Genomic DNA, 23,897 nt, shown 5'->3' on the forward strand with positions numbered 1-23,897 from the left:
AACCCAAGGGTGGGAGGAGAAGGACCCGAGCCGCCGTGGCTCCCGCCGGGGCGATCAGCGATCCGGCAGGGTGATATTGAGTTCCAGGATCGAGCAGCTGCCCTGGCTTTCCAGCGCCACATGCACGTCATCGCTACCGATGTTGACGTATTTGCGGATCACTTCCACCAGTTCCTTCTGCAAGGCCGGCAGGTAGTCAGGGGTGCTGCGTTGGCCGCGTTCGTGCGCCACGATGATCTGTAGACGCTCTTTCGCGACCGAGGCGGTACTGGGCTTTTTGTTGGCACGAAAGAAGTCAAAAAGGTTCATTACCTACCTCCAAACAGGCGCTCGAAGAAACCTTTCTTCGTTACATCGAGGAAACGATGCTCCACGGTCTTGCCCAGCAGGCGATCGACGGCATCGCTGTATGCCTGGCCGGCATCGCTCTGGTCGTCGAGAATCACCGGCACGCCGGAGTTGGAAGCCTTGAGTACCGCTTGGGATTCCGGAATGACACCCAGCAGGGTGACCGCGAGGATTTCCTTGACGTCTTCGACGCCCAGCATCTCGCCATCGCTGACCCGTTGAGGGTTGTAGCGAGTCAGCAGCAGGTGTTCCTTGATCGGCTCTTCGCCCTTTTCGGCGCGGCGGGATTTGCTCGCCAGCAGGCCCAGCATGCGGTCGGAGTCACGGACCGACGACACTTCCGGGTTGGTCACGACAATCGCTTCGTCGGCGAAGTACATGGCCAGGTGGGCGCCTTTCTCGATACCGGCCGGGGAGTCGCAGACCACGAACTCGAAGTCTTCCTTGAGTTGCATCAGCACTTTTTCCACGCCTTCCTGGGTCAGCGCGTCTTTGTCGCGGGTCTGGCTGGCGGCCAGCACGTAGAGGTTCTCAAGGCGCTTGTCCTTGATCAGGGCCTGTTGCAGGTTCGCTTCGCCGTTGACCACGTTGACGAAGTCGTAGACCACGCGGCGCTCGCAACCCATGATCAGGTCCAGGTTACGCAAACCGACGTCGAAGTCGACGATGACTGTCTTGTGGCCGCGCAGAGCGAGGCCGGTACCGATAGCGGCGCTGGTGGTGGTCTTACCCACACCACCCTTGCCGGATGTAACCACGAGAATCTTGGCCAAGGTGTTTCACCCCTAAGGAAAAAGGGACTTTGTCAGCCCCTGAAAAACATCTCTGGAAAACCGTTGCAATTGGACAGGCTTGGCTGGAATCGGCTGTCGGGCGGGGTCTACCTCCGGTAAACACTGCTAGATCCTTTTTCCTGCGTCGTTTTAAGCCGTTTTCGCTCGTTTTAGAGATGCTTGGAAAATGCGGCAGTATCCGTTAAAGCCGAATGATGTTCAACACGTCGCCCGACAGGCTGATCTGAACGCCGGCCCCCCACAACGGGTCGCGACGCAAATCCTCGGAGACCTTGTACTGCCCGGCGATGGAAACCAGCTCAGCGCTCAATTGCTGACAGAAGATCCTGGCTTTGGTATCACCCTTGACGCCGGCCAGCGCTCGACCGCGCATCGGGCCGTATACATGGATGTTGCCATCGGCCAGAAGTTCCGCCCCCGGGCTGACCGACGACACGATGACCAGATCGCCACCTTGGGCATAAATCTGTTGCCCGCCGCGCACTGGCGTGGTGATGACCCGCGTCGGCTTGATGGTGGGCTCCGGTGGTTTTTCCGGGGCTTTCTTCGCTTCGGCCGGGCTCAGTTCCAGCACACGTTCCCGGGCGCCGGACGGCGGTAGCACGGGAATGTCCACGGCGATGGCGGCGGCGATGTCTTCGATGCGGCTGGCGCGGATCGCCAGGGTGCGCAGACCGTGCTGGCGGCAAATGCGCATCAGGCCTGGCAGATCCACTGAGCCTTCGCCAGCCGGCAGCTTGTCCAGGGCCAGCACCAGGGGGGCATTGCTGAAGAAGTTCGGGGCCTGGGCGACTTTCGCCGCCAGTTGCCGGTCAAGGCTCTCCAGGTCGTTGCGGGCCAGTTCCAGCACCGTAATGGCGAGCATGCTGCCCTTCAGCTGGAACACGGGATCTTGGTCTAGCGGTTCGGTTTGGCTCATGGTCGGCGTACAACGGCTTGTCACTAAAAGTGCCGAGACTTATAACGAGATCGTCCGCCAGCCGCAACCCGGGTCGAACAATGTAGAATGCGCGGCCCATGTCTTAATGGAAGTTGTAATGGATCGCCCGCGTTTTCGAGCTGCTTTTTTTCATCCGCGTTTCTGGCTGCTGTGGTGTGGCCTGGGGCTGTTGTGGCTGATCGTGCAATTGCCTTATCCGTTATTGCTGCGGGTCGGTCGTGCCTTGGGGGCGCTGATGTACCGGGTGGCCGGCGACCGACGGCGCATTGCCCGTCGCAACCTGGAACTGTGTTTCCCGCAAAAGTCCGCTGCCGAACGCAAGCGTCTGCTCAAGGAGAACTTTGCCTCCACCGGCATCGCCTTTTTCGAAATGGCCATGAGTTGGTGGTGGTCGCGCTCGCGGCTGGCGAAACTGGCCCATGTCGAAGGGTTGGAACATCTCAAGCAGGCCCAGCGCGAGGGCAAGGGCGTGATCCTGATGGCGCTGCATTTCACCACGCTGGAAATCGGCGCGGCCTTGCTCGGCCAGCAGCACACCATCGATGGCATGTACCGCGAGCACAATAACCCGTTGTTCGACTACATTCAGCGTCGGGGCCGCGAGCGGCACAACCTCGATTCCCTGGCGGTGGAGCGTGACGACGTGCGCGGCATGCTCAAGCTGCTGCGGGCCGGGCGGGCGATCTGGTATGCGCCGGACCAGGACTACGGCGCCAAGCAAAGCGTGTTCGTGCCGCTGTTCGGCATCCAGGCCGCGACGGTCACCGCCACCACCAAGTTCGCCCGCCTGGGCAAGGCGCTGGTGGTGCCTTTCACTCAGGAGCGCCTGGCCGATGGCAGCGGTTATCGCCTGGTGATCCAGGCTCCGCTGGCGGATTTCCCGGGGGAGACCGAGGAAGCCGATTGCATCCGCATCAATCAATGGGTCGAGCAGTCGGTGCGCGATTGTCCCGAGCAGTACCTGTGGACCCACCGGCGTTTCAAAAGCCGTCCACCGGGCGAGCCCAAGCTGTACGACAAACGCGGTTGAGTTGTTTGATATCACCTTGAGCACGGAGCATTGCGATGACCCCAGCTGAACCGGTTACAGGTTTGATTCTTTCCGGCGGTGGGGCTCGGGCGGCGTATCAAGTGGGGGTATTGGCGGCGATTGCCGAATTGTTACCCGACGGGGCGGATAACCCGTTTCCGGTGATCGTCGGCACTTCGGCCGGGGCGATCAACGCAGTCAGCCTGGCGAGCGGGGCGATGGACTTCAAGACCGCCATCGAACGGCTGACGGCGTTCTGGCAAGCGGTGCGCAGCCATCAGGTCATGCGCAGCGACTGGCGCGGCGTGCTGGTCCAGGCGACGCGCTTCATCACCCACAGCCTGCTGGGCCTGGGAGCCAAGTTGCCGGTGGCGCTGATCGACAGTTCGCCATTGCGGGAACTGCTCCAGGCCCAGTTCCACGCCTCGGGTATCGAACTGGCCATCGCCGAGCAGCAACTGCGGGCGGTGGCGGTGACGGCATTCGGTTATGAATCCGGCCAGGCCGTCACTTTCTACCAGGGCCGCGGCACCATCGATGCCTGGCTGCGCCACCGGCGTATCGGTGTGCCGACGCTGCTGTCGGTGGAGCATCTGCTGGCCAGCTCGGCGATTCCGCTGTTGTTCGCGCCGGTCAAGATCGGCCCGCAATACTTTGGCGACGGCGCGGTGCGGCAATCGGCGCCCATCAGCCCGGCCTTGCACCTGGGGGCCAATCGCGTGCTGGTGATCGGCGTCAGCGGCAACCCCCGTGGCGCCGGTGGCCAGGATCCTTCCGAGCGCAGCTACACCGGCCTGCAACCGTCCCTGGCGCAGATCGGCGGCCATATGCTCAACAGCACCTTCATCGACAGCCTGGAAAGTGACATCGAGTTGCTTCAACGCTTGAACGGTTTCAGCCACCTGCTGCCCGATGATGTGCCGGCCCATGCCCTGGGCGCGGCGCCAGTGGAGGTATTGGTGATTTCGCCAAGCCAGCCGATCGATGAAATCGCCGCTCGCCATCGTCAGGAACTGCCCCGTGCGTTGCGGGTTTTCTTGCGTGGGCCGGGCGCGACCAAGACCAGTGGCGCGGGGGTGCTGAGCTACCTGTTGTTCGAGGCGGGGTATTGCAGCGAGCTGATCGAGTTGGGACGCCAGGATGCACTGGCGCAGCGCGAGGCGTTGAGCCGGTTTTTGGGGTTGTCCTGACTGATGCAAGCCGGTCCACCGCTATCGCGAGCAAGCTCGCTCCCACAAGGGATTTGCGGTGGGCGCTGAATCCTGGCTTTCACGAAACCAATGTGGGAGCGAGCTTGCTCGCGATGACGGCGGCACATCCAACACCTGTTTAGCCTGACCCACCGCCATCGCGAGCAAGCTCGCTCCCACCTGGGTGGCGCGGTTAGAAGTGATACTTGAGCAAGAAGCTGGTGTTGCTCTGGTTGGTCTTGAACCCTTCGCTGTCTTCGATCCCGTATTTGTTCTTCCAGTAGTCATACTCCACGCCCACATACAGCTGCTTGGCGCCAAGCTTCAAGGCCTTGCCCAGGTCATATTTGATCTGCGGGTTGATGTGCAGGTTGGCGTGGTAGGTGCCCTTGTCGTTGGTGTCGTTGTCCACCACCCAGTCGATGAAGCCGTCGATCAGGATGTCGGAAGAACCCACCGGTATGGTGTAGGCCCAGGCTGGGGTGATCTGCCAGACATTGTCGCCGGCGCGCGGGCCTTCGGTCTGGCGGTTGTAGAAGTTCAGCTGGAAGTAGTCGAAGCCGGGAATGGCCAGGTCGAAGCCCGGGCCGATCAGGTAGGACTCGTTGTCACCTTCCCCGAACTCATAGGTCATGGCCAGCAGCACATCCTTGATCGGGCCCAGTTCCAGCTTCTGGTCGAAGATCTTGCCGAACGACAGGCGCGGGCTGAACTCGCCATAGTAGGTATTCGGGCCGGACTGGCTGTCGTCCTGGCCGTTGTAGAAGATCCGGTCGAGGAAGAAGAAGTTGTCCCCGTATTTCCAGGCATCGGCGTGTTCGAAGGTCACGGTCTGCTGGATACGCGGGTTGACCTGGAAATCCTTGCCATACAGGTAGGTCAGGCTGTTGTTCTGCCATTGGAACAGATCGTCGGCCATCGCCTGGCCTGCGACCAGCAAGGATCCTGCGAGTATCAGGCTGGTGCACGTACGTTTCATTCGGTTTGCTCCCAAAGGTAAGTGGTACTGCTTTTTTCAGTCAGCGCTCTGGTGTGGCGCCTTTTTCCATGGATTAAAAACATCCGTTCGGTCAGCTTTTTGAGCGTGGCGAATGCTGATAGCAAGCGCTGAGCCAAGTCCGGAAAAAACCGGAAATGGCGTGCCTTGCGGTTTTTTGATCAGTCGGAAAAGCTGTTTTCAGAGGCGCGTCATGTCCGCCAACGCCGCAACAAGTTGGCGGTCCGGTCAGGATCGGAAGGGATTTTGTTGTAGGCCTGCTTCAAACGGCCGCGCAGGATACGGGCTTGCCTCGAAGGGCTCAAGTGCCCTGCAACAGCGCATGCGCGGCGAATTTGGGGCGTGATGGTGGGGCTTGGTCATCGGGTGCTTTCCTCTTGTTTTTATTGTTGAGGCGCAGGCAGTCGCTGACGGGGGACCGGTGGTGTGCCGGTCGACCTGTCAGCGGTATGACGATTAACGGTGTTGGCGCACGTGGCTCAGTTGGCGCGCGCGCCCTGGTTGATCCACGCGCCGATCAGGTCGCGTTCCTGCTGGGTCATCTGAGTGATGTTGCCCAACGGCATGATCTGGCTGGTCACGGCTTGGGCCTGGATGCGCGCGGCCTGTTGCTGGATCTGCTGCGGCGTGTCGAACATCACTCCGCCCGGCGCGGTACTGAACAGCGGGCTGGTGGGCTTGGCCGAGTGGCAGACCGAGCAGCGTTCCTGGATCACGCTGTGGACCTTCTCGAACGAGGGGCCCTGGGCGTTGGCGGCCTGAGCAGGCGCCGAGGCCGGTGCGGCGGGGGCGGTCGCCGGTTTCGCGCCGCCGCCCACTGCCGTTTCCGGCAACGGTTGGTACTCGATCACGCCGGGTGCCTTGGCCACGTCCGGTGCGCTGGGCATGGGTTTGGGGCCGGTGACATAAGCCAGGCAGATCATCGCCAGGGCACCGACCGGCAGCGTCCAGGCAAATCGGTTGCTGTCATGGCGCGTGTTGAAGTAATGCCGCACCAACACCGCCGCCACGGCGATACCGGCCAGGATCAACCAGTTGTACTGGCTGCCGTAGGTGCTCGGGAAGTGGTTGCTGATCATGATGAACAGCACCGGCAGGGTGAAGTAGTTGTTGTGGCGCGAACGCAACAAGCCCTTGGCCGGCAATGCCGGGTCGGGTGTGCGGTTCTCGGCGATCGCCGCCACCAGGGCGCGTTGTGCCGGCATGATGATGCGGAACACGTTGCCCACCATGATCGTGCCGATGACCGCCCCGACATGCAGGTAGGCACCGCGACCGCTGAACACTTTGCTGAACCCGTAGGCCGCGGCGATCAACAGCACGAACAGGATCAGGCCGAGCAAGGCTGGGCGCTTGCCCAGGGCCGAGTCGCACAGGAAGGAATAGACGAACCAGCCGACGAACAACGAGCCGATGCCCAAGGCGACGCCTTCGGGGCCGCTCAGGCCGCTGCCGGGGGCCAGCAGGTAGACGGTCGGGTTCCAATAGAACACCACGCACAGCAGGGCGATACCCGACATCCAGGTGAAATAGGCTTCCCATTTGAACCAGTGCAGGTTCTCCGGCATGGACGGTGGCGCGAGCTTGTATTTTTCCAGGTGGTAGATGCCGCCACCGTGGATGGCCCACAGGTCGCCGGCCAGGCCGCTCCTGGGGTTGACGCGGTTGAGGTTGTTTTCCAGCCAGACGAAGTAGAACGACGCGCCGATCCAGGCCACGCCAGTGATCATATGAACCCAGCGCACGCTCAGGTTCAGCCATTCCAGCATATGTGCTTCCACAGTCTTTACCTCTCGCCCGTCACGCTTGTCTGCGCGTGATCGGACCTTCTCTTATTGGTGGGGGGCGAGGACCAAACACTCGTCCTCTTTGAAGAAATGCTCATCGCAGTTATTGCCTGTGCCACTGCGATCAACCACCAGGAAGTCATCCCGCTTTTCGATCGTCAGCACCGGGTGGTGCCAGACGCCGCGATGGTAATTAATGCCCTGCCTGCCGTTGGTGACGAAGGCGCGGACCAAGCCTGATACAGGTGCATCGCCAAGTGGCGCGACCACGATCAGAAAGGGGTTGCCGAGCAGCGGAATGAAGGCCTGGCTGCCCAGCGGATGGCGCTCCAGCATGCGTACGGTCAACGGCATGTCCAGCGCGTCGGCGCGGAAGATGCTGATGATCGCCTGATCGTCCGGCGTGGCGGTTTGCACCGTCGCCAGGCGATGGAAGCGCATGGTCGAACCGTTGTTGATCATGAAGTGATCGCTGCCGTCGGTTTCGATCACGTCACCGAACGGGGCGAAGGCTTCTTTGGTCAACGGTTCGATCTTGAGTGTGCGCATGCTGGTCCTTTACCTTGAATTCTGTGTTGTTTGTCGTGCTGCCATCGCGAGCAAGCTCGCTCCCACAGGGGAATGCATTTCAAATGTGGGAGCGAGCTTGCTCGCGATTTGGGTTCACCCTTATTTCGATACCTTGCCCAACACCCGCAGACGACTCACGCCACCATCCGGGAATACATTGAGGCGGATGTGGGTGATGGGCCCCAGGCCCTTGATCTGCTCGGCGAAGGTGTGTTCGGCGTGCATCTCCAGCTTCTGGCTCGGCAGCAGTTCGCGCCAGAACAGCGACTGGGTTTCGATCTGGCTGTCGGTGCCGCCCTTGACGAACGCGCCCTGGATCGAGCAGCTGTCGGGGTAGTTGCCCTTGAAGTGCAGGGTGTCGACGATGACTTTCTCCACCTCGCCGGCATGGCCCAGGGCGACGATGACCCAGTCATTGCCCGGGGTACGACGACGGGCGGTTTCCCAGCCATCGCCCATGTTCACGCCACGACCCGGGTTGAGGATATTGCTCATGCGGCCGAAGTGCTCGTCGGAGCAGGCCAGGGCGCGGCCACCGTTGAGGGCGGCGGCCAGGTCGATCTGTTCGTTGTCGCCCACGGCCGACCAGTCGCGGTACGGAATGCCGTAGACCCGCAAGCGGGCCACGCCGCCATCGGGGTAGATGTTGAAACGCAGGTGGCTGAAGGCCTGGTCGTTGCTGATCTCGTGGTAGTGGTGGCTGTTGCCTTGCAACTCCACGGCTGACAGCACTTCAGTCCACTGGGTGTTATCGTCCGGCTCGCCTTCGGTCAGGAAGCAGGCTTCGAGGGAGGCCGACGGTGGGTAGTTGCCGGTGAAGAATGAAGTGTCGATGTCCACGCCTTTGATTGAGCCCGCCACACCCAGGCGGATCACCGCGCTGTCGTAGCCTTCGAAGCGCTTGCGCCGCGATTCCCAGCCGTCCATCCACTTGCCGTTATCATCGAACACGCCCTCCTTCCACACGGCCGGGGTCGGCTGGAACAGGCGGTTGGCGTCGGCGAACCAGTCATCGGTGACCGAGATGATCTTGGTGCCCAGGCGGGCGTCGGCCAGGTTGACGAACTTCTCGAAAGGTACGGCGTAAGCTTTCATTCTTCTTGTCTGCCTTTAAATAAGTTGGCTGGGGATGCTTGCAGGTTCCAGGGTTCAGGACTGCTCGCTAAAGGGTCAGTAATCGGAACAACGCGATCTTGTTGATCTCTGCCAGCGCGCATTTGAATTCGGCGTCTGCCGAGTGATGGATGCGCGTTTCGAATGCCTCGAGGATCTGGTGCCGGTTGCTGCCTTTTACCGCCATGATGAAGGGAAACTTGAACTTGGCCTTGTAGGCGTCGTTCAGCTCGGTGAAGCGTTGAAACTCTTCGGCCGTGCATTGGTGAATACCGGCGCCGGCCTGTTCGTTCGTGCTGGCTTCGGTCAGTTGGCCCTGGACGGCGGCTTTGCCGGCCAGGTCCGGGTGGGCGTTGATCAGCGCCAGTTGGCTGGCGTGATCGGCGCTCAACAGGATGTCGCTCATGCGCTGGTGCAGGGTCTCGATCTCGTCGATCGAGGGATCCTGGCCCAGGTCAAACGCCTTTTCGGCGACCCAGGGCGAATGTTCGTAGATGTCGGCGAAAGCCCGGACGAAGGCTTCGCGGCTCAAGGTGGAAGGCTTGAGGGTCTGGAAGGCGGTCATTTCGAGGCTCCTGGATTCGATGCCCCTTGGTACGGGTGGACCTGCTGCCAGTGGCGGGCGATGTCGACACGACGGCTGAACCAGACGTGTTCATGGCCTTTGACGTATTCGAGGAAGCGCTTGAGGGATGCCAGGCGCGCGGGGCGACCGATCAGCCGGCAATGCAGCCCGATGGACAGCATCTTCGGCGCCTCGGCGCCTTCGGCATACAGCACGTCGAAAGCGTCCTTGAGGTATTGGAAAAAATCGTCACCCTTGTTGAAACCCTGCACCTGAGTGAAGCGCATGTCGTTGGTGTCGAGGGTGTAGGGAATCACCAGGTGCGGCTTGCCGTTCGGGGTGTTCGGTTCCCAGTAGGGCAGGTCGTCGTCGTAGGTGTCGCTGTCGTAGAGAAAACCGCCTTCTTCCATCACCAGCCGGCGGGTGTTCGGGCCGGTGCGGCCGGTGTACCAGCCCAGCGGACGCTCGCCAGTGATTTCGGTGAGGATGCGGATCGCTTCGAGCATGTGGTCGCGCTCCTGGGCCTCATCCATGTATTGGTAGTCGATCCAGCGATAGCCGTGGCTGCAGATTTCGTGACCGGCGGCGACCATGGCGCGAATCACGTCCGGATGACGCTGGGCGGCCATGGCCACGGCGAAAATGGTCAGTGGGATATCGAACTCCTTGAACAGCTTGAGGACCCGCCAGACACCGGCGCGGCTGCCATACTCGTACAGCGACTCCATGCTCATGTTGCGCTCGCCCTGCAGCGGTTGCGCGGCGACCATCTCCGAAAGGAACGCTTCGGATTCCTTGTCGCCATGCAGGACGTTGCGTTCGCCACCTTCTTCGTAGTTGAGCACGAAGGACAAAGCGATGCGGGCATTGCCCGGCCATTGGGGATGGGGAGGGTTATTGCCGTAACCGATCAGGTCGCGTGGGTAGTCAGCGCTCACTGCAGTCTTCCTTCTTGTTCGAACCATGTGGGTGGCGCCCTGATGATGAAATATAGGCTGGCGTCACGACGATGGAGTGATTGTATACAACTTTATACGCAATTTGTAAGCCTGATTTTTTGCATTTTTCATGGCGGGTCCTGGCGTTTCTCCATTGCAAGAAACGTTGCAAGAAACCTGCCCACTTGGTCAATTAATCCCTGGAGGAATCATGTAGGTGTTGGTTCGGCTTGAATCTTGGGCGGGCGCGCCGTGAAGGATCATATAGGGGAAATTCTTGTTTTTTATTGTGTACAATATTCTATTAAAGTGTCTTAATTCGCTCATCGCCGTGGCGTTTCGTGCTCCGAAACGGTGCGGTCTGTCTTTCAACTGATCAGGAGGCGTCGTGCCGGGCTGCCCCGCAGCGAGGCGCGCACAAGCAATGGGACGTTTGACTACTCACGTTTTGGATGCTGCACATGGCTGCCCGGGCAGCGCGATCAAGATCGAGTTGTACCGTGTGGAGGGCTCGCAATTGCAGCTGGTCGCCAGCGCGCAGACCAACAGCGATGGTCGCTGCGACGCACCGCTGTTGCAAGGGGAGGACTACCGTTCGGGCGTCTATCAGCTGCAATTTCATGCCGGCGATTATTACCGCGCCCGTGGCGTCCAACTGCCCGATCCGGCGTTCCTGGATGTGGTGGTGCTGCGCTTCGGTATTTCGGCCGAGCAGGAGCATTATCACGTGCCCCTGCTGATTTCGCCCTACGCCTATTCCACCTATCGAGGCAGTTGATCCCCCAAGCAGCTGCCTCTCCTGGAAGCGACTGCGCATGGCGCTTCTTTGGTTTTTCGCCCGCTCACACTGCGGGCTTTTTTTTTGCCGCCAGCCTACAGCCTGGCGTTGTCATCCCGAATGATAAAGACAGTGTCCGCGTAACCAGGCCGGATCTGTGAACCGCCCTTTAGCCAGATGATTTTGCCGGCCTGATGGGCGTCCTTGACCGCTTGTGCGGCAGCGTCGCCGACCTGGGTCTCCAGGTTGATGCCGGTGGTGTTGGGATTCATGTGGGTGGGCAGGGAGAGTTTCGGCATGCGAGTGCGATGCAGGCTCATGAAAAATACATATTCATGCCCGGTGCGCCGAAACACCAGCGCCGGAAAGCTATTGAAACTGTTGGGCTCCATGACCGTGTAGCCATTGCGCGTCAGGATGCCGGCCATGAAGCGTTTGAGGTCCATCGGCGAGTAGGTCGACATGAAGAAATTCCACTCTCGCGGGAACCGTAGGGGGTCGAAGTCCAGCCGATCCAGTCTCCCCGTCGAGGTGGAAATGGGCAGGTCTATCGAACGCGAAGCGCTCGTGATCCCTGAAGAGGTCGGGAGCACGGGCAGCATCAGCAAGGGGTCGGTCCATTGCGGATGGGGCGAGGGAACGGCGTTTTTCCAGCTATGGAAAATCTGCCTCAGTGCGGTCAGGCCCGCAGCGTCGGCGATCGAGGAGCTGTTGGCGAGTTCGAACTGCCTTCTGGCGATATTTTCCAGGGTGACGGTGGTGACCTCGGGAAACACTTCCCTGACATAAGCCGTCAGCGGTTTCTCGAAGGGAAGCCTGGCATCGATCTCCCAATGGTTGTCCGGCGGCACGCGGATTACGCTTCGGGGCTGCTCGTCCGGGGTATGCCTGAGGATGGCCTCCAGCAGGTCAAAATCATAGGCGGGATGGCCAGGTTGCTGAATGTAGGCAATGGGGTAGTCCCGTGCGTCGACACGTGTCACCCGCTTATAGTGAACGTCGCCGATGGTGATGAAGGCCGGCAGGGTGAGCTTTGGCTCGACCCCCCATTCCTTGCGAAAAACCGGGGTGGTTTCCACTGCGACTTCACTGGAGGGTGGCGCCGTGCGCTGGCGCTTGGGCGCGGGCCCTTCCGAGGATCATCGTCCGGCACGTTGTAGCGGGTAATGGTGAGCGTGGAGTCGCTGCCGTGGGAAACCTGCCGCCACAGCAGGCTGCCTTCGACTTGTTCCAGGCGGGGGCCGGACGCAACGAGCTCAGCGCTTGAGCGCGCCCGGTAGTTTTGGTCGGCATCGCGCCCCAATAGCACCGTCCCACCTTCGGCAAGTTTGACGTAAGTCCGGGTCCTGAATGTCTGGATCCCGGAGGTCGGGTCCGGGTCCGACAGCATGGGGATCAGCTCGGGGGAAAGGTAATAATTGTCCAGCGATAGCGAGGCGGGCACATGGGCGATGGCGGCTTGGGAGGTGAGTTCCGCTACCTGGACCACCGTGGCCTGGGCGTCAGCGGCTTCGGTTTGTCGCCCAGGCGACGAGCCGGGCGACGAATCGTTGCCATCGACCCTGATAGGGCTCCTGGGCAAGCTTTCGGGGGTGGTATCGCGACTGCCGTGGGGCGTATCGGGAGGCGAAGTTGGAACGTTGGGGCGGGTGTTTTTTCTGGGGCTCATTGACGTTTGCGCTCTTGAATTTGAAAAGTATGGACAATGACTACGTCGTCGCCCGTCGTGTGGATTGACGGGCAACGCGCTGGAAGATGTTCTTGGAAAATCAACGGGCGGGTGCAGTACATATGTATTGCGTCTGCAAGAGACGTTCGCAGTCGCTCGTCAGGGCTAGGTCTGTCTGGAGGCGATCTCGCCTGGGGAGAGCAGCCAACGCCAATGAGGAAGTTCCAGGCCAAAAGTCGGGCTCAGCGCGATGGCCTGCGCAAGCATCAGTGACTTGTTCAACGTCGTGCTTTCGGCCCATTTCACGCACTGTTCGCGCAACAAGCGCAGCGCCTCGTCGTCCAGGGGGGGATTCTGGCTGAGGCCTTCGCGAGCCAGGTCCTGATAAAGGCTGAGATGGTGATCGCACAAGTTGGTTTTTCTTAGCCTCGTTGCGGCGATGACCCGGGATTCATCGCTATCGAGGGTCCACTGGCGCGCCTTGAGGTGATAACTCAGTGAGCCAGGCGAGCCATCTTTGAGCGCCACGTTGGAGACTCTCAGTTGTGCCGATGCTAACCGTGACAATTCTGGGGGCAGGGCGGCTTCGGGATCGACCGGGGGCGAAAAATACCGGCCGTCCAGTGCCGTTACATAGACGCGCTCGAACAGGCTGTCGACTGCATGGACGACCCCCTGGGCCGTGATGACGCGTATCTGGTCGACGAGGTCGTCCTCTGCATAGGCGGGTAGATGAAGGATCGTCGTGCCTACCTGCAGCAGGTTATTGGCCAGTTTGATCTCGACCTCTCCGAGGCGGGTGGCGTCGAGTTCCCAGGTGGATGCCTGGGGCAGTCGTGGATTGGCGCCGGCCAGTGCGCCTGGCGTGGTCAGCCGTAGTGTCATGCCCGGGCTCAGGTGGACAAGGTACGTGGAGCCTTGGCCTGTCAGCACTTCGATACCGGTCTGCTCAACGGCTGGCGTGAGCATCGCGCAGGTGGCCTGGCTGCCCATGGGATGGGGCTTCTTATCCAGGGGCTGGAGAAACGCGTAGTGCTTTCTGGTCGGCGTGAGTGAAAGGGGGGCTTGTGTCTTCCATTGCACCGGATCCTTGTCGATGAATCCTTTATCCAGCAACCGCGCGGGGTCGGGGGTGGGGATGGCCAGGCGGTAGGAGGCGCCGTCGCGCATGATCAGGATAAATGTGTGCTGCGAATCCAATGCGGAAAACGCACGTCGCCCGGTGGTCTTTGTCCGTGCGCTGTAGCGCTCGTCGGAACGGGCCAGGTTGTTCAGGACGACACGGCGACTGCCAAAATCCAGGGTGAGACCGCACTCACCATATTTCACCGTGTCCCCTCCGTCCTCCTGGATGACATAGGCGTTGTAGTGAGCTTCGACCCGGGTCAGTTCGCTATGGGCATAGTCCAGGTGAAGCGTGGTGCAATACTCACTTTTCTGTCTCACCTTGAGCGTGGTGAATTCAATCAACCGGGAAACGTAGTAGCTCGTGTCCTTATCGTGGGCCACCCAGCGCTCGCTTCGGTCATTGAGGATGGCCGGGTTCCGGGGGATGCCGTGTTGCACCATGACCGCTTCAATGACGAGGGGGCTGTCGTGCTCCAGCGTCTCCGGCAGGTCTGGCACCCAGTGGAAGCCGTCCTTTGTCGTGAAGGTCAGGCGGTTGTTCTGTAATGCTCTTGGATAGTCCGTATCGGCATAGACATTGTTGAGGGTGACCTTGCGTGACTCCCAGTCGTTGCCATCGAAGCACGACGTGATCACCAGGTTGCCCTGCTCGATCACCCAGCTTTCAATCAGGTCGGCGCGCCAGTCCAGGGAAATGACGCTGCTGCCCATGCCGTCCTCGGTGATCGATACGTGGCCGGGTTTGTGGGCGATGACGTAGGCATCGTCCCCGGGCCCGCCGTCGGCGTTACGGTTGTTGCCGCCGAGAATGAAGATCCGGTCGTCTCCCGCGCCAGCCTCGATGAGATCGTTGCCCCGGGACTTGATGATGTTCGCGCCGGCGCTGCCCTTGATGACATGGGTGCCGCCCTCAAGGATTTCCACATGTTCGATGCCTTCAAGAAGCGCGTGGCGATACTGTCCGCTTTCGCTCCTGGGACCTTCCTGAGTGATGATGGACGCCTGCCCAGCCTCCAGATCGATGTGATAACCCAGTCGCGGCACCTGGCCATGGCCGGGATTGCCGGCCAGTATCAACGTGTCGTTACCCGAGCCACCGACCAGCCGGTTCGGCGCAGGCACTTCGTCTCCCGGGGCAATGGATGTCGAGCCTTCGAAAACGAATACATCGTCTTTCGCGCCGCCCCTCAGCCGCTTGACGCCTGACCCGTAGTGGAAAACGTTCGGCTTGTTTTCTACCCCGAAAACCGTGTCATTGCCGCCGCCGATGTACCAACGGATGCCTTTGTGCTCCGCCGCCGCTTCTATGACTGCGCCAGGCGTTTCGAGCGTGACGCCTTGGCGGGCATCAATCCAGTCATCGCTGTCCTTGATTTTCGGGCGCGTGTTCGTTGCCTGATACTTTTCGCCGGTCCACCAGTTCCAGGTGTTGTAGGTCACTCGCTCGAGTTCCACGGTGAATCGACCGTTCACGATCGCCTCGGTACTATCTTTCAACGGGCCCTTGAGCAAGGTCAAGGCGTTGGCCCGCAGTTGCCTGGTGTGTTCGGCGGTCGCCTTGGCGAGGGTGTAGCGCTCCTGGATATCGTCGTCAGGGCTGATTGTCCAGAAGGCGAACCAACCCGTTCGCAGGCGCTCGTGGGCACTGAGGGTTATGTAGTCGTCGATCTCATCGACCTGGCGAATCGCCCCCCAGACCTGTGACCCGACCACCAGGATAAGCCCGGCGGCGAGGCCCACCGGACCGGCTGAACTGAAGCCCGCCAGCGCGGCCAAGCCGATGGTCAGGGTCATGGCGGCGCTGGTGACGCTCAAAGCGGCGCTGACGTAATGGTCGGTGGCCGCTTTGCCACTCGCGTTGGCGGCGGCCTTGAAAGCGTCAACTGCAGAGACGATATCGAAAGGCAGGGTCAACACGCTGGCAATCAGCCCACTCCCCCGAGCCAGTCGAGTCGCGAAGGTGGTTTTCGCGAAATCCCCCAGGGAGCGCTGACCGGCCCGGATCATTTGCGTGGCTTGGCGGGTCACCAGCGCTTCGACGCCCAAGGAAGCCACTTCGGCGGCCATGCTGGCGCCGTTGAACAGGGTCTGGTAGTCGTCCTTGTTGCGGATGGCGTCTTGCAGGCCGCGCAGGCCGCTGTAGATTCCGAAGGCCTGGAGTCCCAGGCCGGTGGGGATGAGGATCTGGCTCTTGGTCTTGTTTACCCAGTTCAGTGAAGTCTGGGCAAACTGATGAGGGTCGAGGCCCTGTGCAGACTTCAGGAGTTTTTCCAGGATATTGTGATAACTGCCCGCTTCAGTCTGTACTGCAAGGTTGGCTCTTAATAATGGGCGCGCAGAGCGTGAGCGTTGGCTGGCTATTTCAAAAAGCAATGTCGGCAGGCGGTAGTCGTTTGCATCGGCGGTCAGTTTTATATGAGTTTCGACATCCGCTGCATTGAACTGCAGTGAGTCCAGGAAAAAACGACTGGCGATGCGAAAGAAACTGTTTTCACCGTTCAATACCTGACCGTCAGTGGTTGCACCCAGTGCATTCAGGGCGGAGCGGGTCACGGCTACGGAGCCGACCTGGAGCGGGCCGTAAAGTTTGTCGACGACTTCGAGTTGGGCTTGCCGGTGCTTGTGTTCCGGATTGAGTCGCGATTGATCGGCGACTTTGAAGTCGAGCGTCTCGATCGTATGCTCATTGGCCTGAAAGACAATATCGCTAATGACGACACCCCGGTCGTCAGTAGCGCAAGAGGGCGCTATAAGTTGGGCCATTGTGAACTTCCTTGTTCAACGATGTTTGAATTGGTCCTCTATGTAAGGTGTTTTCCCGAGTGCTGTATATCGATGGGTTGTTGCGATGTTTTGCGAATGCCGCACACAAAGGCATTCGCAAAGCCGAGGGTTCAGTGGGCGGACATTAAGGAGGCTGCACCCGCGCCGCCAAACAGGCCCGCGCTGATGCGATTGAACCAGCTCTGGCCCTTGCCGGTACGCAGATAGCGCGCCGCGCCGTGGGCGCCGAGGCCGTAGGCCAGTTTGCAGAGCAGGTCGAGTACGGTCCAGGTGGCGATCATGATCAGCAGCTGCGGCAGGAAGGGTTGTTCGGCGCTCAGGAACTGCGGCAGGAACGCGGCAAAGAACAGGATGTCCTTCGGATTGCTGGCACCCAGCACGAACGCCCGGCCGAACAACGCGCGGAAACGTGGCACCGCGGCGGCCTGGGGCACTTCGGCGCCTTGGGCAGGTTGCCGCGATTGTTGCCAGCTCTGCCAGGCCAGGTAGAACAGGTACAGGGCACCGACGATTTTCAGGGCGCTGAACAATTGCTCCGACGCCAGCAGCAACGCACCGAGCCCCAGCGCCGAAGCGCTCAGCAGGCAGATCGACGCGATCACCCCGCCGAGGAATGCCGGGTACGAGCGGCGCAGGCCGTAGTTCAGGCTGTTGCCGATCATCAACAGCGACAGCGGGCCGGGGATGAGGATCACCACCAAGGCGGCGCCACTGAACAACAGCCAGGTTTCCAGATTCATTGCTTTGCTCCTGATGGACAAAAGCCTCACCCAAGGGGTGAGGCGGGGTGGATACGGTATCGCTTACAAGAAGATGAACTTGGCGATGAAGATCGCGCAGAGCACCCACAGGCTGACGGAGATTTCCTTGTGTTTACCGGTGCCGGCCTTGAGCACCACGTAGGTGATGAACCCCAGGGCGATACCGTCGGCGACCGAGAACGTCAGGGGCATCATGATGGCCGTGACGATGGCTGGAATGCTGTCGGTCGGTTCGTCCCATTCGATGTGGGCCATGCCGCCCATCATCAGCATGGCCACGTAGATCAGCGCGCCGGCGGTGGCATAGGCCGGGATCATCCCGGCCAGCGGCGCGAAGAACATGGCGGCAATAAATAGCACACCGACGGTCACGGCGGTAAGCCCCGTGCGGCCACCGGCGGCCACACCGGCGGCACTTTCGACGTAGCTGGTCACCGGCGGCACACCGACCATGGCGCCGAATACGCTGGAGGCGCTGTCGGCTTTCAAGGCGCGGGACAGGTTCTCGATCTTGCCATCGGCTTTCACCAGCCCGGCGCGCTGGGCAACGCCCATCAAGGTGCCGGCGGTGTCGAACATGTGCACGAACAGGAAGGCCAGCACCACGCTGATCATGCTGACGTTGAACACACCGGCCACGTCCATCGCCATCCAGGTCGGGGCCAGGCTGGGTGGGGTCGACATGACGCCGTTGTACTGCACCAACCCCAGCCCCCAACCGGCCAGGGTCACGGCGATGATGCTGATCAGGATCGCCCCGAACACGCGGTGGTAACTGAGCACGGCGATCATCAGGAAGCACACCGCGGCCAACAGCGGACCGGGCTCACGCAACGAACCGAGCTTGATCAGGGTGGCGGGGCTGTCGACGATGATCCCGGCGGTTTTCAGGCCGATCAGCCCGAGGAACAACCCGACCCCCGCGCCCATGGCGAACCGCAGGCTCACGGGAATGCTGTTGAGCAGCCATTCGCGCACCCGTGACAGGGTCAGGATCATGAACAGCACACCGGAAACGAACACCGCGCCCAACGCGGTTTCCCAGTTGTAGCCCATGGTCCCGACCACGGTGTAGGTGAAGAAGGCGTTCAGGCCCATGCCCGGTGCCAGGCCCACCGGCCAGTTGGCGTACAGGCCCATCAACAGGCAGCCCAGGGCGGCGGCGATGCAGGTGGCGACGAACGCGGCACCGTGGTCGATGCCGGCATCGGCCATGATATTGGGGTTGACGAAGATGATGTAGGCCATGGTGATGAAGGTCGTCAGGCCGGCAATCAGTTCGGTCTTCACCGTGGTGCCATGCAAGCTGAGTTTGAAGAGGCGTTCCAGCCAGCCACTGCGCAGTGGCGGCGAGAGGTCCAGCGTCCGGGCTTCGGGTTTGCGGCTTTCCACAGCGAGTACTCCTCAAGAGTCTTATTGTTATTTCCGGCACCGCAAGCGCCCTGGGGAGGCTGCGATGCGCTGAGGCAGGTAAGGCTGGCGAAGTATGTTGACCTTTTGGTCAGGAACTCGCACGAAGCGAATTATGCTTTTGTATACAAATAATGCAAATAATGTTTTCTATGTTGTCGACGAAATGTCTGGCGATAGGGGTATATCGCCCTTGCGGGCGCTATCGCGAGCGAGCTCGCTCCCACAATGGGCTGTGGTGAATGCAAGATTTGTGTCTGGCGACGTCTCCTGTGGGAGCGAGCTTGCTCGCGATAGCGTCGGATCAGACGCCCTCAGTCGCCAGACTTGCCCAGTGCCAGGTTCACCGCCAACCATCCAGTCACCGCCGTCTCCCCAGCCTCGGCAAACACCCGCTCCAGCAATTTCACCTGCTCACGCCGCAACGCCTGTTCGAACCGCTCGCCCTCGGCCGTCAGCTCCAACAGCCGCTTACGCTTGTCGGTCTCGGACGCGACGCTGTTCACCAGGTGCATTTCCATCAACTGCCGCAACGGCATGTTCAGCGCCTGCTTGCTCACCCCGAGCAGGGCCAGCAATTCCTTCACGCTCAAGGACGGGTAGCGGGCGATGAAAAAAACGATGCGCTGGTGGACCCGACTCAACCCACGACGCTCGAGCATTTCATCGGCCTTGGCAGTGAACGCCTGGTAACCGAAGAAAAACGCTTCCATGGCCATTTGTTGGGAGGTCGGGTTTTTAAGGTCAATCATATTGACGTATCCAGAGAGGTCGGAGTAATTTCGGTCAATCAGTTTGACTCATTCTTCCAGCGACCCGCTACAGGTGACCCCCATGGCTTTTTCCGAACGTGTCTCGCGCCTCAAAAGTTCTTTGATTCGAGAAATCCTCGCGGCGGCGCAGCGCCCTGAAGTGATGTCGTTCGCCGGCGGCCTGCCGGCCGAAGCCATGCTGCCGAAGGTGGAATGGACGGCCATGCCGTTGTCCATGGGCCAGTACGGCATGAGCGAAGGCGAACCGGCCCTGCGTGAAGCCCTGGCGGCCCAGGCGCGGGGGCTGGGTTTGGCCTGTGAGGCGAGTCAGGTGTTGGTGGTCAGCGGCTCCCAGCAAACCCTCGACCTGGCGGCCAAGCTGCACATCGACGTGGGCACTGAAGTGATGCTCGAAGCGCCGACCTACCTGGCGGCGTTGCAGATTTTCCAACTGTTCGGCGCCGACTGCATCACCGTGCCCCTGGAGGCCGACGGCCCAGACCTGCACCAGTTGCGGACCCTCCTGGAGCGGCATCGGCCAGCGTTCATCTACCTGATTCCGACGTTCCAGAACCCCTCGGCGGTGCGCTACAGCGAAGCCAAGCGCGATGCCGTGGCGGCGCTGCTGGACGAGTTTGGCGTTACCCTGATCGAGGACGAACCCTATCGCGAGCTGACGTTCGATGGCGGCAGTGCCACGCCGATCGTCAGTCGCTTGAAGAAGGCCAGTTGGATCTACACCGGTACCGTGTCGAAAACCCTGTTGCCGGGGCTACGGGTGGGCTACCTGATCGCCAGTCCGGATTTGTTCCCGCACCTGCTGCGGCTCAAGCAGTCGGCGGACCTGCACACCAACCGCATCGGTCAATGGCAGGCACTGCAATGGATCGGTACCGAGCAGTACCGCAGCCATTTGAGTGAATTGAGGGACTTCTACCGGGACCGTCGCGATCGGTTCCAGGCGGCGTTGCAAAAGCATTTCTCTGATATCGCGGACTGGAACGTGCCCCAGGGCGGGTTGTTTTTCTGGCTGACCCTCAGGCAACCGCTGGACACCCGCACCTTGCTCGCCGCGGCGCTGGCGGCCGACGTCGCGTTCATGCCGGGGGAGCCGTTCTTCCCGGAGCCGGACCAGCATCCGGGGCACTTGCGCTTGAACTTCAGCCACATCGACCCGGCGCGGCTGGATGAAGGGCTCAGGCGGTTGGCGGGGGTGGTGCGGGAGGCATTGGCGGCTAAAGCGGCTTGATGTCAGGGGCTTTGTGGTGGCTGTCCGGGCCCCATCGCGAGCAAGCTCGCTCCCACAGGGGACCGGTGTTGATTGAAAATCTGCAATCATCCACAAAGCCACTGTGGGAGCCGAGCTTGCTCGCGATGAGGCCAGTAGTCACAGTAGAAAATGGTCAGGCCGCAGAGAACCGCTTATCCAGATACTCAATGATTACCTTGGACTCATACATCCAGGTGGTCTCGCCATTCTCTTCAATACGCAGGCACGGCACTTTGACCTTGCCGCCTTGTTCCAGCAGCGTCTGGCGATCCTGCGCGTTGTTCTTCGCATCGCGCAGCGCCACCGGTACGTTGAGGCGGCGCAAGGTGCGGCGGGTCTTCACGCAGAACGGGCAGGCGTGGAATTGATACAGCGTCAGGCTGCGGGCGGCCTGGTCGACCTGCGCCTGGGCCTCGGCCGGGCGCTGTTTCTTGCTTGGGCGGGTGATGAAGTCGATGAAGATGATGAGCTGGCCCAGGCCAACTCGAAGCGCTTTGACGATCACGGTATTCAGCCTCGCGGCGGGGAAGAAGAGGGCGCGCAGCTTACCTGATTTTTCACCGGCGAAAAAAAACCGGCGATGCAGGCCGGTTTTCTTCTGGCGACGGGTTACTTGATGAGGCTGAGGAATTCGCTGCGAGTGGCGGCGTTTTCCCGGAACTCGCCGAGCATCACCGAAGTGATCATCGAGGAATTCTGCTTTTCCACACCGCGCATCATCATGCACATGTGCTTGGCCTCGATCACCACCGCCACACCCAGGGCGCCGGTCACTTGCTGGACCGCGTCGGCGATCTGGCGGCTGAGGTTTTCCTGGATCTGCAGGCGCCGCGCATACATGTCGACGATGCGCGCGACTTTCGACAACCCCAGCACCTTGCCGCTCGGGATGTAGGCCACGTGGGCCTTGCCGATGAAAGGCAGCAGGTGGTGTTCGCACAACGAGTACAACTCGATGTCCTTGACCAGCACCATCTCGCTGTTATCGGAGCTGAACAAGGCACCGTTGGTGACTTCTTCCAGCGTTTGTTCATAACCGCGGCAGAGGTACTGCATGGCCTTGGCAGCGCGCTTGGGCGTGTCGAGCAGGCCCTCGCGGGAAACGTCCTCGCCCAGTTGGCCGAGAATCGCGGTGTAATTCTGTTCCAGAGACATGAAGCTACCTGTGGGATTTTTCGCAAAGGGCAAGGGTACGGTGGCGGACACGGCGCTGCAAGCTCGGCAAGCGAAGGCTATTCGTCGCGGCCTTCCATCATGGTGCGCTTGAGCATCACGTAGACCGCCCCGGCGCCACCGTGTTTCGCCTGGCAGGAGGTGAAGCCCAGCACTTGCGGGTGCTGGCGCAACCAGGTGTTGACGTGGCTCTTGATCATCGGTCGCTTGCCGTCCAGGCGTACGGCTTTGCCATGGGTGACGCGCACGCAGCGGATTTCGAATCGGGTGGCTTCGGCCAGGAACGCCCAAAGGGTTTCCCGGGCTTTTTCGACGCTCATGCCGTGCAGGTCGAGGCTGCCTTCGAAGGGGATCTGGCCGACCTTCAGCTTGCGCATCTGGCTTTCCTGGACACCGTCGCGGGCCCACATCAGCTCGTCTTCCGGCCCGACGTCGATCACGAACTGATCGGACAAGCCGTCCACGGTCGTGGCGTCGGTGCGCACGGTGGCGGCCTGGCGCAGCTTGGCGATTTGTGCGCGATCGGCCTTGGGCTTGCCGGTCTCGGCACGGTCGTGCTTGATCGGTTTTACGCCCTGGATCGCACTTTTGAACAGGGAAAAGTCGTCGTCTTGCATGTCAGCCTCCGCGAAGCCGACCAGTTTACCCAACTCTGGCGGGATCAGGCGCGACAAAACGTCGGGTGGCGGATCAGTCGTGCTTTTTCATCAGGTGTGGAGCCATGGCCAGCTCCAGGGATTGGCGGGCGCGACGGCGGCAGCGGCGCCAGAGCCAGACGCCCAATAGCAGTACGACAAGACCGGCTGCCAGGATGATCGCCGAACCCAGCGGGGTGGCATTCAACTCGCCCAGTGCGGGTGGACGGCCCAGCAGGCTGGCTGCACCGGCCATGGCCAGCAGGACACCGAGTGTTGCCAGGAGCGCAGCGATCGCCGCGCCAAAACGAAAACGCCAGTTGCTCGGGCCCTTGGGCCGCAAGCGACGTGCGTCAAAACCATCGGATAACTTCATTCCGACCTTCCTCAATGGGTATCGGCCCTTCGACCGGAAGATATTCGGGTTGTTCCTGAAGGTAGGGCAATTGCGGCAAATGAGAGGCTTTTGCGGATGAGCGGCAGGACGGGCCGCTCATCAAGGCGCATCAGGTGAAGTCGCGGGTCAAGGCCAGGGTGGCGAAGTTGTCGGCCATGATCGCCATTTCGGTCTGCTGCACGTGTTCGGCGCTGAGGACACCGCCCTTGTAAGGCAGGTCGCGGGTGGCGCAGGCGTCTTCCACCAGGGTGCAGCGAAAGCCCAGGTTCTTGGCGGCGCGCACGGTGGTGCTGACACTGGAGTGGCTCATGAATCCACACACGATCAGATCCAGGGGGCCGAAATCTTCCAGGCGCTTTTTCAGTTCGGTGCCGTGGAAGGCGCTGGGTAGCAACTTTTCGACCACGGTTTCGTCGCCCTGGGGTTCGAGGCCGGGAATGAATTCCCCGCGTTCGCCTTGTGGATCGAACAGCCCGCCATGGGTGCCCAGGTGGCGCACATGCACGATCGGGCGACCGGCTGCACGGGCCGCGCCGAGCAGTTGCTTGATGTTCGCGACGGCTGCATCCATGCCGCTCAGGGCCAGGGGCCCTGCGAGGTATTCCTTCTGGGCATCGATGATGATCAAGGTCGCTTGACTCAGATTGGCCGCTGCATAACCACGGCCGCTGAGTTGAAACATCGTTTTTGGAACGGACATTCTGGGGCTCCTTCGAGTGGGGCTTTTGCGACATTGTCCTCTGGCTGAGCGGTTCTGTGAATCGCTTCCATCGCAAGGGCCGCCGTTGCTGGCCTACAGCCTTGTCAAGATGCTCGTCCTGTTCAATAGATGGTGCAAAAAACGGATAAATCCTACGATTGGTCCGGC

General features: G+C 60.9%; 23 protein-coding genes. 4 read left to right on the forward strand and 19 right to left on the reverse strand.

The window, feature by feature from the left end:
- Positions 1-54 precede the first annotated feature (54 nt).
- From minE to minC, 3 genes are all read right to left on the reverse strand, one after another.
- Positions 55-309, reverse strand: coding sequence for a cell division topological specificity factor MinE (gene minE, locus BLU85_RS17280; RefSeq protein WP_003179111.1), 255 nt, complete (start codon positions 307-309; stop codon positions 55-57).
- Positions 309-1,121, reverse strand: a complete 813-nt coding sequence (gene minD, locus BLU85_RS17285) for a septum site-determining protein MinD (protein ID WP_003179114.1) — start codon at positions 1,119-1,121, stop codon at positions 309-311. Before minD ends, minE begins: the two co-directional genes overlap by 1 nt.
- A gap of 202 nt (positions 1,122-1,323) precedes the next feature.
- On the reverse strand, positions 1,324-2,061 hold the full coding sequence (minC, locus tag BLU85_RS17290) for a septum site-determining protein MinC (protein ID WP_092201709.1): 738 nt from the start codon (positions 2,059-2,061) through the stop codon (positions 1,324-1,326).
- Positions 2,062-2,179: 118 nt separating this feature from the next.
- Here minC and BLU85_RS17295 point away from each other — a divergent pair, with 118 nt between their 5' ends.
- Both BLU85_RS17295 and BLU85_RS17300 read left to right on the forward strand, forming a co-directional pair.
- Positions 2,180-3,112, forward strand: coding sequence for a lipid A biosynthesis lauroyl acyltransferase (locus BLU85_RS17295; RefSeq protein WP_092201711.1), 933 nt, complete (start codon positions 2,180-2,182; stop codon positions 3,110-3,112).
- Between the two features lie 35 nt (positions 3,113-3,147).
- Entirely contained in the window at positions 3,148-4,302 is a 1,155-nt protein-coding gene (locus BLU85_RS17300) for a patatin-like phospholipase family protein (protein WP_092201713.1), read from the forward strand.
- 193 nt (positions 4,303-4,495) lie between these two features.
- Here BLU85_RS17300 and BLU85_RS17305 read toward each other — a convergent pair whose 3' ends face one another.
- The 6 genes from BLU85_RS17305 to puuE all read right to left on the reverse strand — a co-directional run bounded on the left by BLU85_RS17305 (position 4,496) and on the right by puuE (position 10,272).
- Positions 4,496-5,281 (reverse strand): outer membrane protein OmpK, encoded by a 786-nt coding sequence (locus BLU85_RS17305; protein WP_092201715.1) that lies wholly within the window; start codon positions 5,279-5,281, stop codon positions 4,496-4,498.
- Positions 5,282-5,778: 497 nt separating this feature from the next.
- Positions 5,779-7,080: a urate hydroxylase PuuD gene (locus BLU85_RS17310; RefSeq protein WP_092201717.1), complete on the reverse strand. Its 1,302-nt coding sequence runs from the start codon at positions 7,078-7,080 to the stop codon at positions 5,779-5,781.
- A 51-nt stretch (positions 7,081-7,131) separates the two neighbouring features.
- Positions 7,132-7,635 carry an ureidoglycolate lyase gene (locus BLU85_RS17315; protein ID WP_092201719.1) on the reverse strand — a complete coding sequence of 168 codons (504 nt, stop codon included), beginning with the start codon at positions 7,633-7,635 and terminating at the stop codon, positions 7,132-7,134.
- Between the two features lie 120 nt (positions 7,636-7,755).
- Positions 7,756-8,751: an allantoicase gene (gene alc, locus BLU85_RS17320; RefSeq protein ID WP_092201721.1), complete on the reverse strand. Its 996-nt coding sequence runs from the start codon at positions 8,749-8,751 to the stop codon at positions 7,756-7,758.
- 67 nt (positions 8,752-8,818) lie between these two features.
- Positions 8,819-9,334, reverse strand: coding sequence for a 2-oxo-4-hydroxy-4-carboxy-5-ureidoimidazoline decarboxylase (uraD, locus tag BLU85_RS17325; RefSeq protein ID WP_092201723.1), 516 nt, complete (start codon positions 9,332-9,334; stop codon positions 8,819-8,821).
- Positions 9,331-10,272, reverse strand: a complete 942-nt coding sequence (puuE, locus tag BLU85_RS17330; protein WP_092201725.1) for an allantoinase PuuE — start codon at positions 10,270-10,272, stop codon at positions 9,331-9,333. Before puuE ends, uraD begins: the two co-directional genes overlap by 4 nt.
- Positions 10,273-10,696: 424 nt before the next feature.
- Between puuE and uraH the strand changes: the two genes are divergently transcribed.
- Complete coding sequence (gene uraH / locus BLU85_RS17340; protein WP_092201729.1) at positions 10,697-11,050, forward strand: hydroxyisourate hydrolase; 354 nt, start codon at positions 10,697-10,699, stop codon at positions 11,048-11,050.
- A gap of 95 nt (positions 11,051-11,145) precedes the next feature.
- On the opposite strand, the gene BLU85_RS17345 is transcribed toward uraH, so the two are convergent.
- The 5 genes from BLU85_RS17345 to BLU85_RS17365 form a co-directional block, all read right to left on the reverse strand.
- A complete protein-coding gene (locus BLU85_RS17345; protein ID WP_092201731.1) occupies positions 11,146-12,129 on the reverse strand; it encodes a hypothetical protein in 984 nt (327 codons plus the stop codon).
- A 755-nt stretch (positions 12,130-12,884) separates the two neighbouring features.
- On the reverse strand, positions 12,885-16,610 hold the full coding sequence (locus BLU85_RS17350) for a calcium-binding protein (RefSeq protein WP_092201733.1): 3,726 nt from the start codon (positions 16,608-16,610) through the stop codon (positions 12,885-12,887).
- A 131-nt stretch (positions 16,611-16,741) separates the two neighbouring features.
- Positions 16,742-17,371, reverse strand: a complete 630-nt coding sequence (locus tag BLU85_RS17355) for a LysE family translocator (RefSeq protein ID WP_072406504.1) — start codon at positions 17,369-17,371, stop codon at positions 16,742-16,744.
- Between the two features lie 63 nt (positions 17,372-17,434).
- Positions 17,435-18,784 carry an NCS2 family permease gene (locus BLU85_RS17360; RefSeq protein ID WP_092201735.1) on the reverse strand — a complete coding sequence of 450 codons (1,350 nt, stop codon included), beginning with the start codon at positions 18,782-18,784 and terminating at the stop codon, positions 17,435-17,437.
- Positions 18,785-19,116: 332 nt separating this feature from the next.
- Positions 19,117-19,554 (reverse strand): MarR family winged helix-turn-helix transcriptional regulator, encoded by a 438-nt coding sequence (locus BLU85_RS17365; RefSeq protein ID WP_092201737.1) that lies wholly within the window; start codon positions 19,552-19,554, stop codon positions 19,117-19,119.
- Positions 19,555-19,636: 82 nt separating this feature from the next.
- Between BLU85_RS17365 and BLU85_RS17370 the strand changes: the two genes are divergently transcribed.
- On the forward strand, positions 19,637-20,803 hold the full coding sequence (locus BLU85_RS17370) for an aminotransferase-like domain-containing protein (RefSeq protein WP_092201739.1): 1,167 nt from the start codon (positions 19,637-19,639) through the stop codon (positions 20,801-20,803).
- A gap of 154 nt (positions 20,804-20,957) precedes the next feature.
- On the opposite strand, the gene BLU85_RS17375 is transcribed toward BLU85_RS17370, so the two are convergent.
- The 5 genes from BLU85_RS17375 to BLU85_RS17395 all read right to left on the reverse strand — a co-directional run bounded on the left by BLU85_RS17375 (position 20,958) and on the right by BLU85_RS17395 (position 23,729).
- Positions 20,958-21,329 carry a glutathione S-transferase N-terminal domain-containing protein gene (locus BLU85_RS17375; protein WP_092201741.1) on the reverse strand — a complete coding sequence of 124 codons (372 nt, stop codon included), beginning with the start codon at positions 21,327-21,329 and terminating at the stop codon, positions 20,958-20,960.
- 104 nt (positions 21,330-21,433) lie between these two features.
- Positions 21,434-21,979 (reverse strand): GTP cyclohydrolase I FolE, encoded by a 546-nt coding sequence (gene folE / locus BLU85_RS17380; RefSeq protein ID WP_003204506.1) that lies wholly within the window; start codon positions 21,977-21,979, stop codon positions 21,434-21,436.
- Positions 21,980-22,056: 77 nt separating this feature from the next.
- Positions 22,057-22,614, reverse strand: coding sequence for a Smr/MutS family protein (locus tag BLU85_RS17385; protein WP_053146321.1), 558 nt, complete (start codon positions 22,612-22,614; stop codon positions 22,057-22,059).
- A 73-nt stretch (positions 22,615-22,687) separates the two neighbouring features.
- On the reverse strand, positions 22,688-23,008 hold the full coding sequence (locus tag BLU85_RS17390; RefSeq protein ID WP_060741130.1) for a hypothetical protein: 321 nt from the start codon (positions 23,006-23,008) through the stop codon (positions 22,688-22,690).
- A gap of 130 nt (positions 23,009-23,138) precedes the next feature.
- On the reverse strand, positions 23,139-23,729 hold the full coding sequence (locus BLU85_RS17395; protein ID WP_024618514.1) for a cysteine hydrolase family protein: 591 nt from the start codon (positions 23,727-23,729) through the stop codon (positions 23,139-23,141).
- Positions 23,730-23,897 lie beyond the last annotated feature (168 nt).

It is taken from the genome of Pseudomonas sp. NFACC14 (genome assembly GCF_900106885.1).
In the GTDB taxonomy this organism is placed as follows: domain Bacteria; phylum Pseudomonadota; class Gammaproteobacteria; order Pseudomonadales; family Pseudomonadaceae; genus Aquipseudomonas; species Aquipseudomonas fluorescens_AA.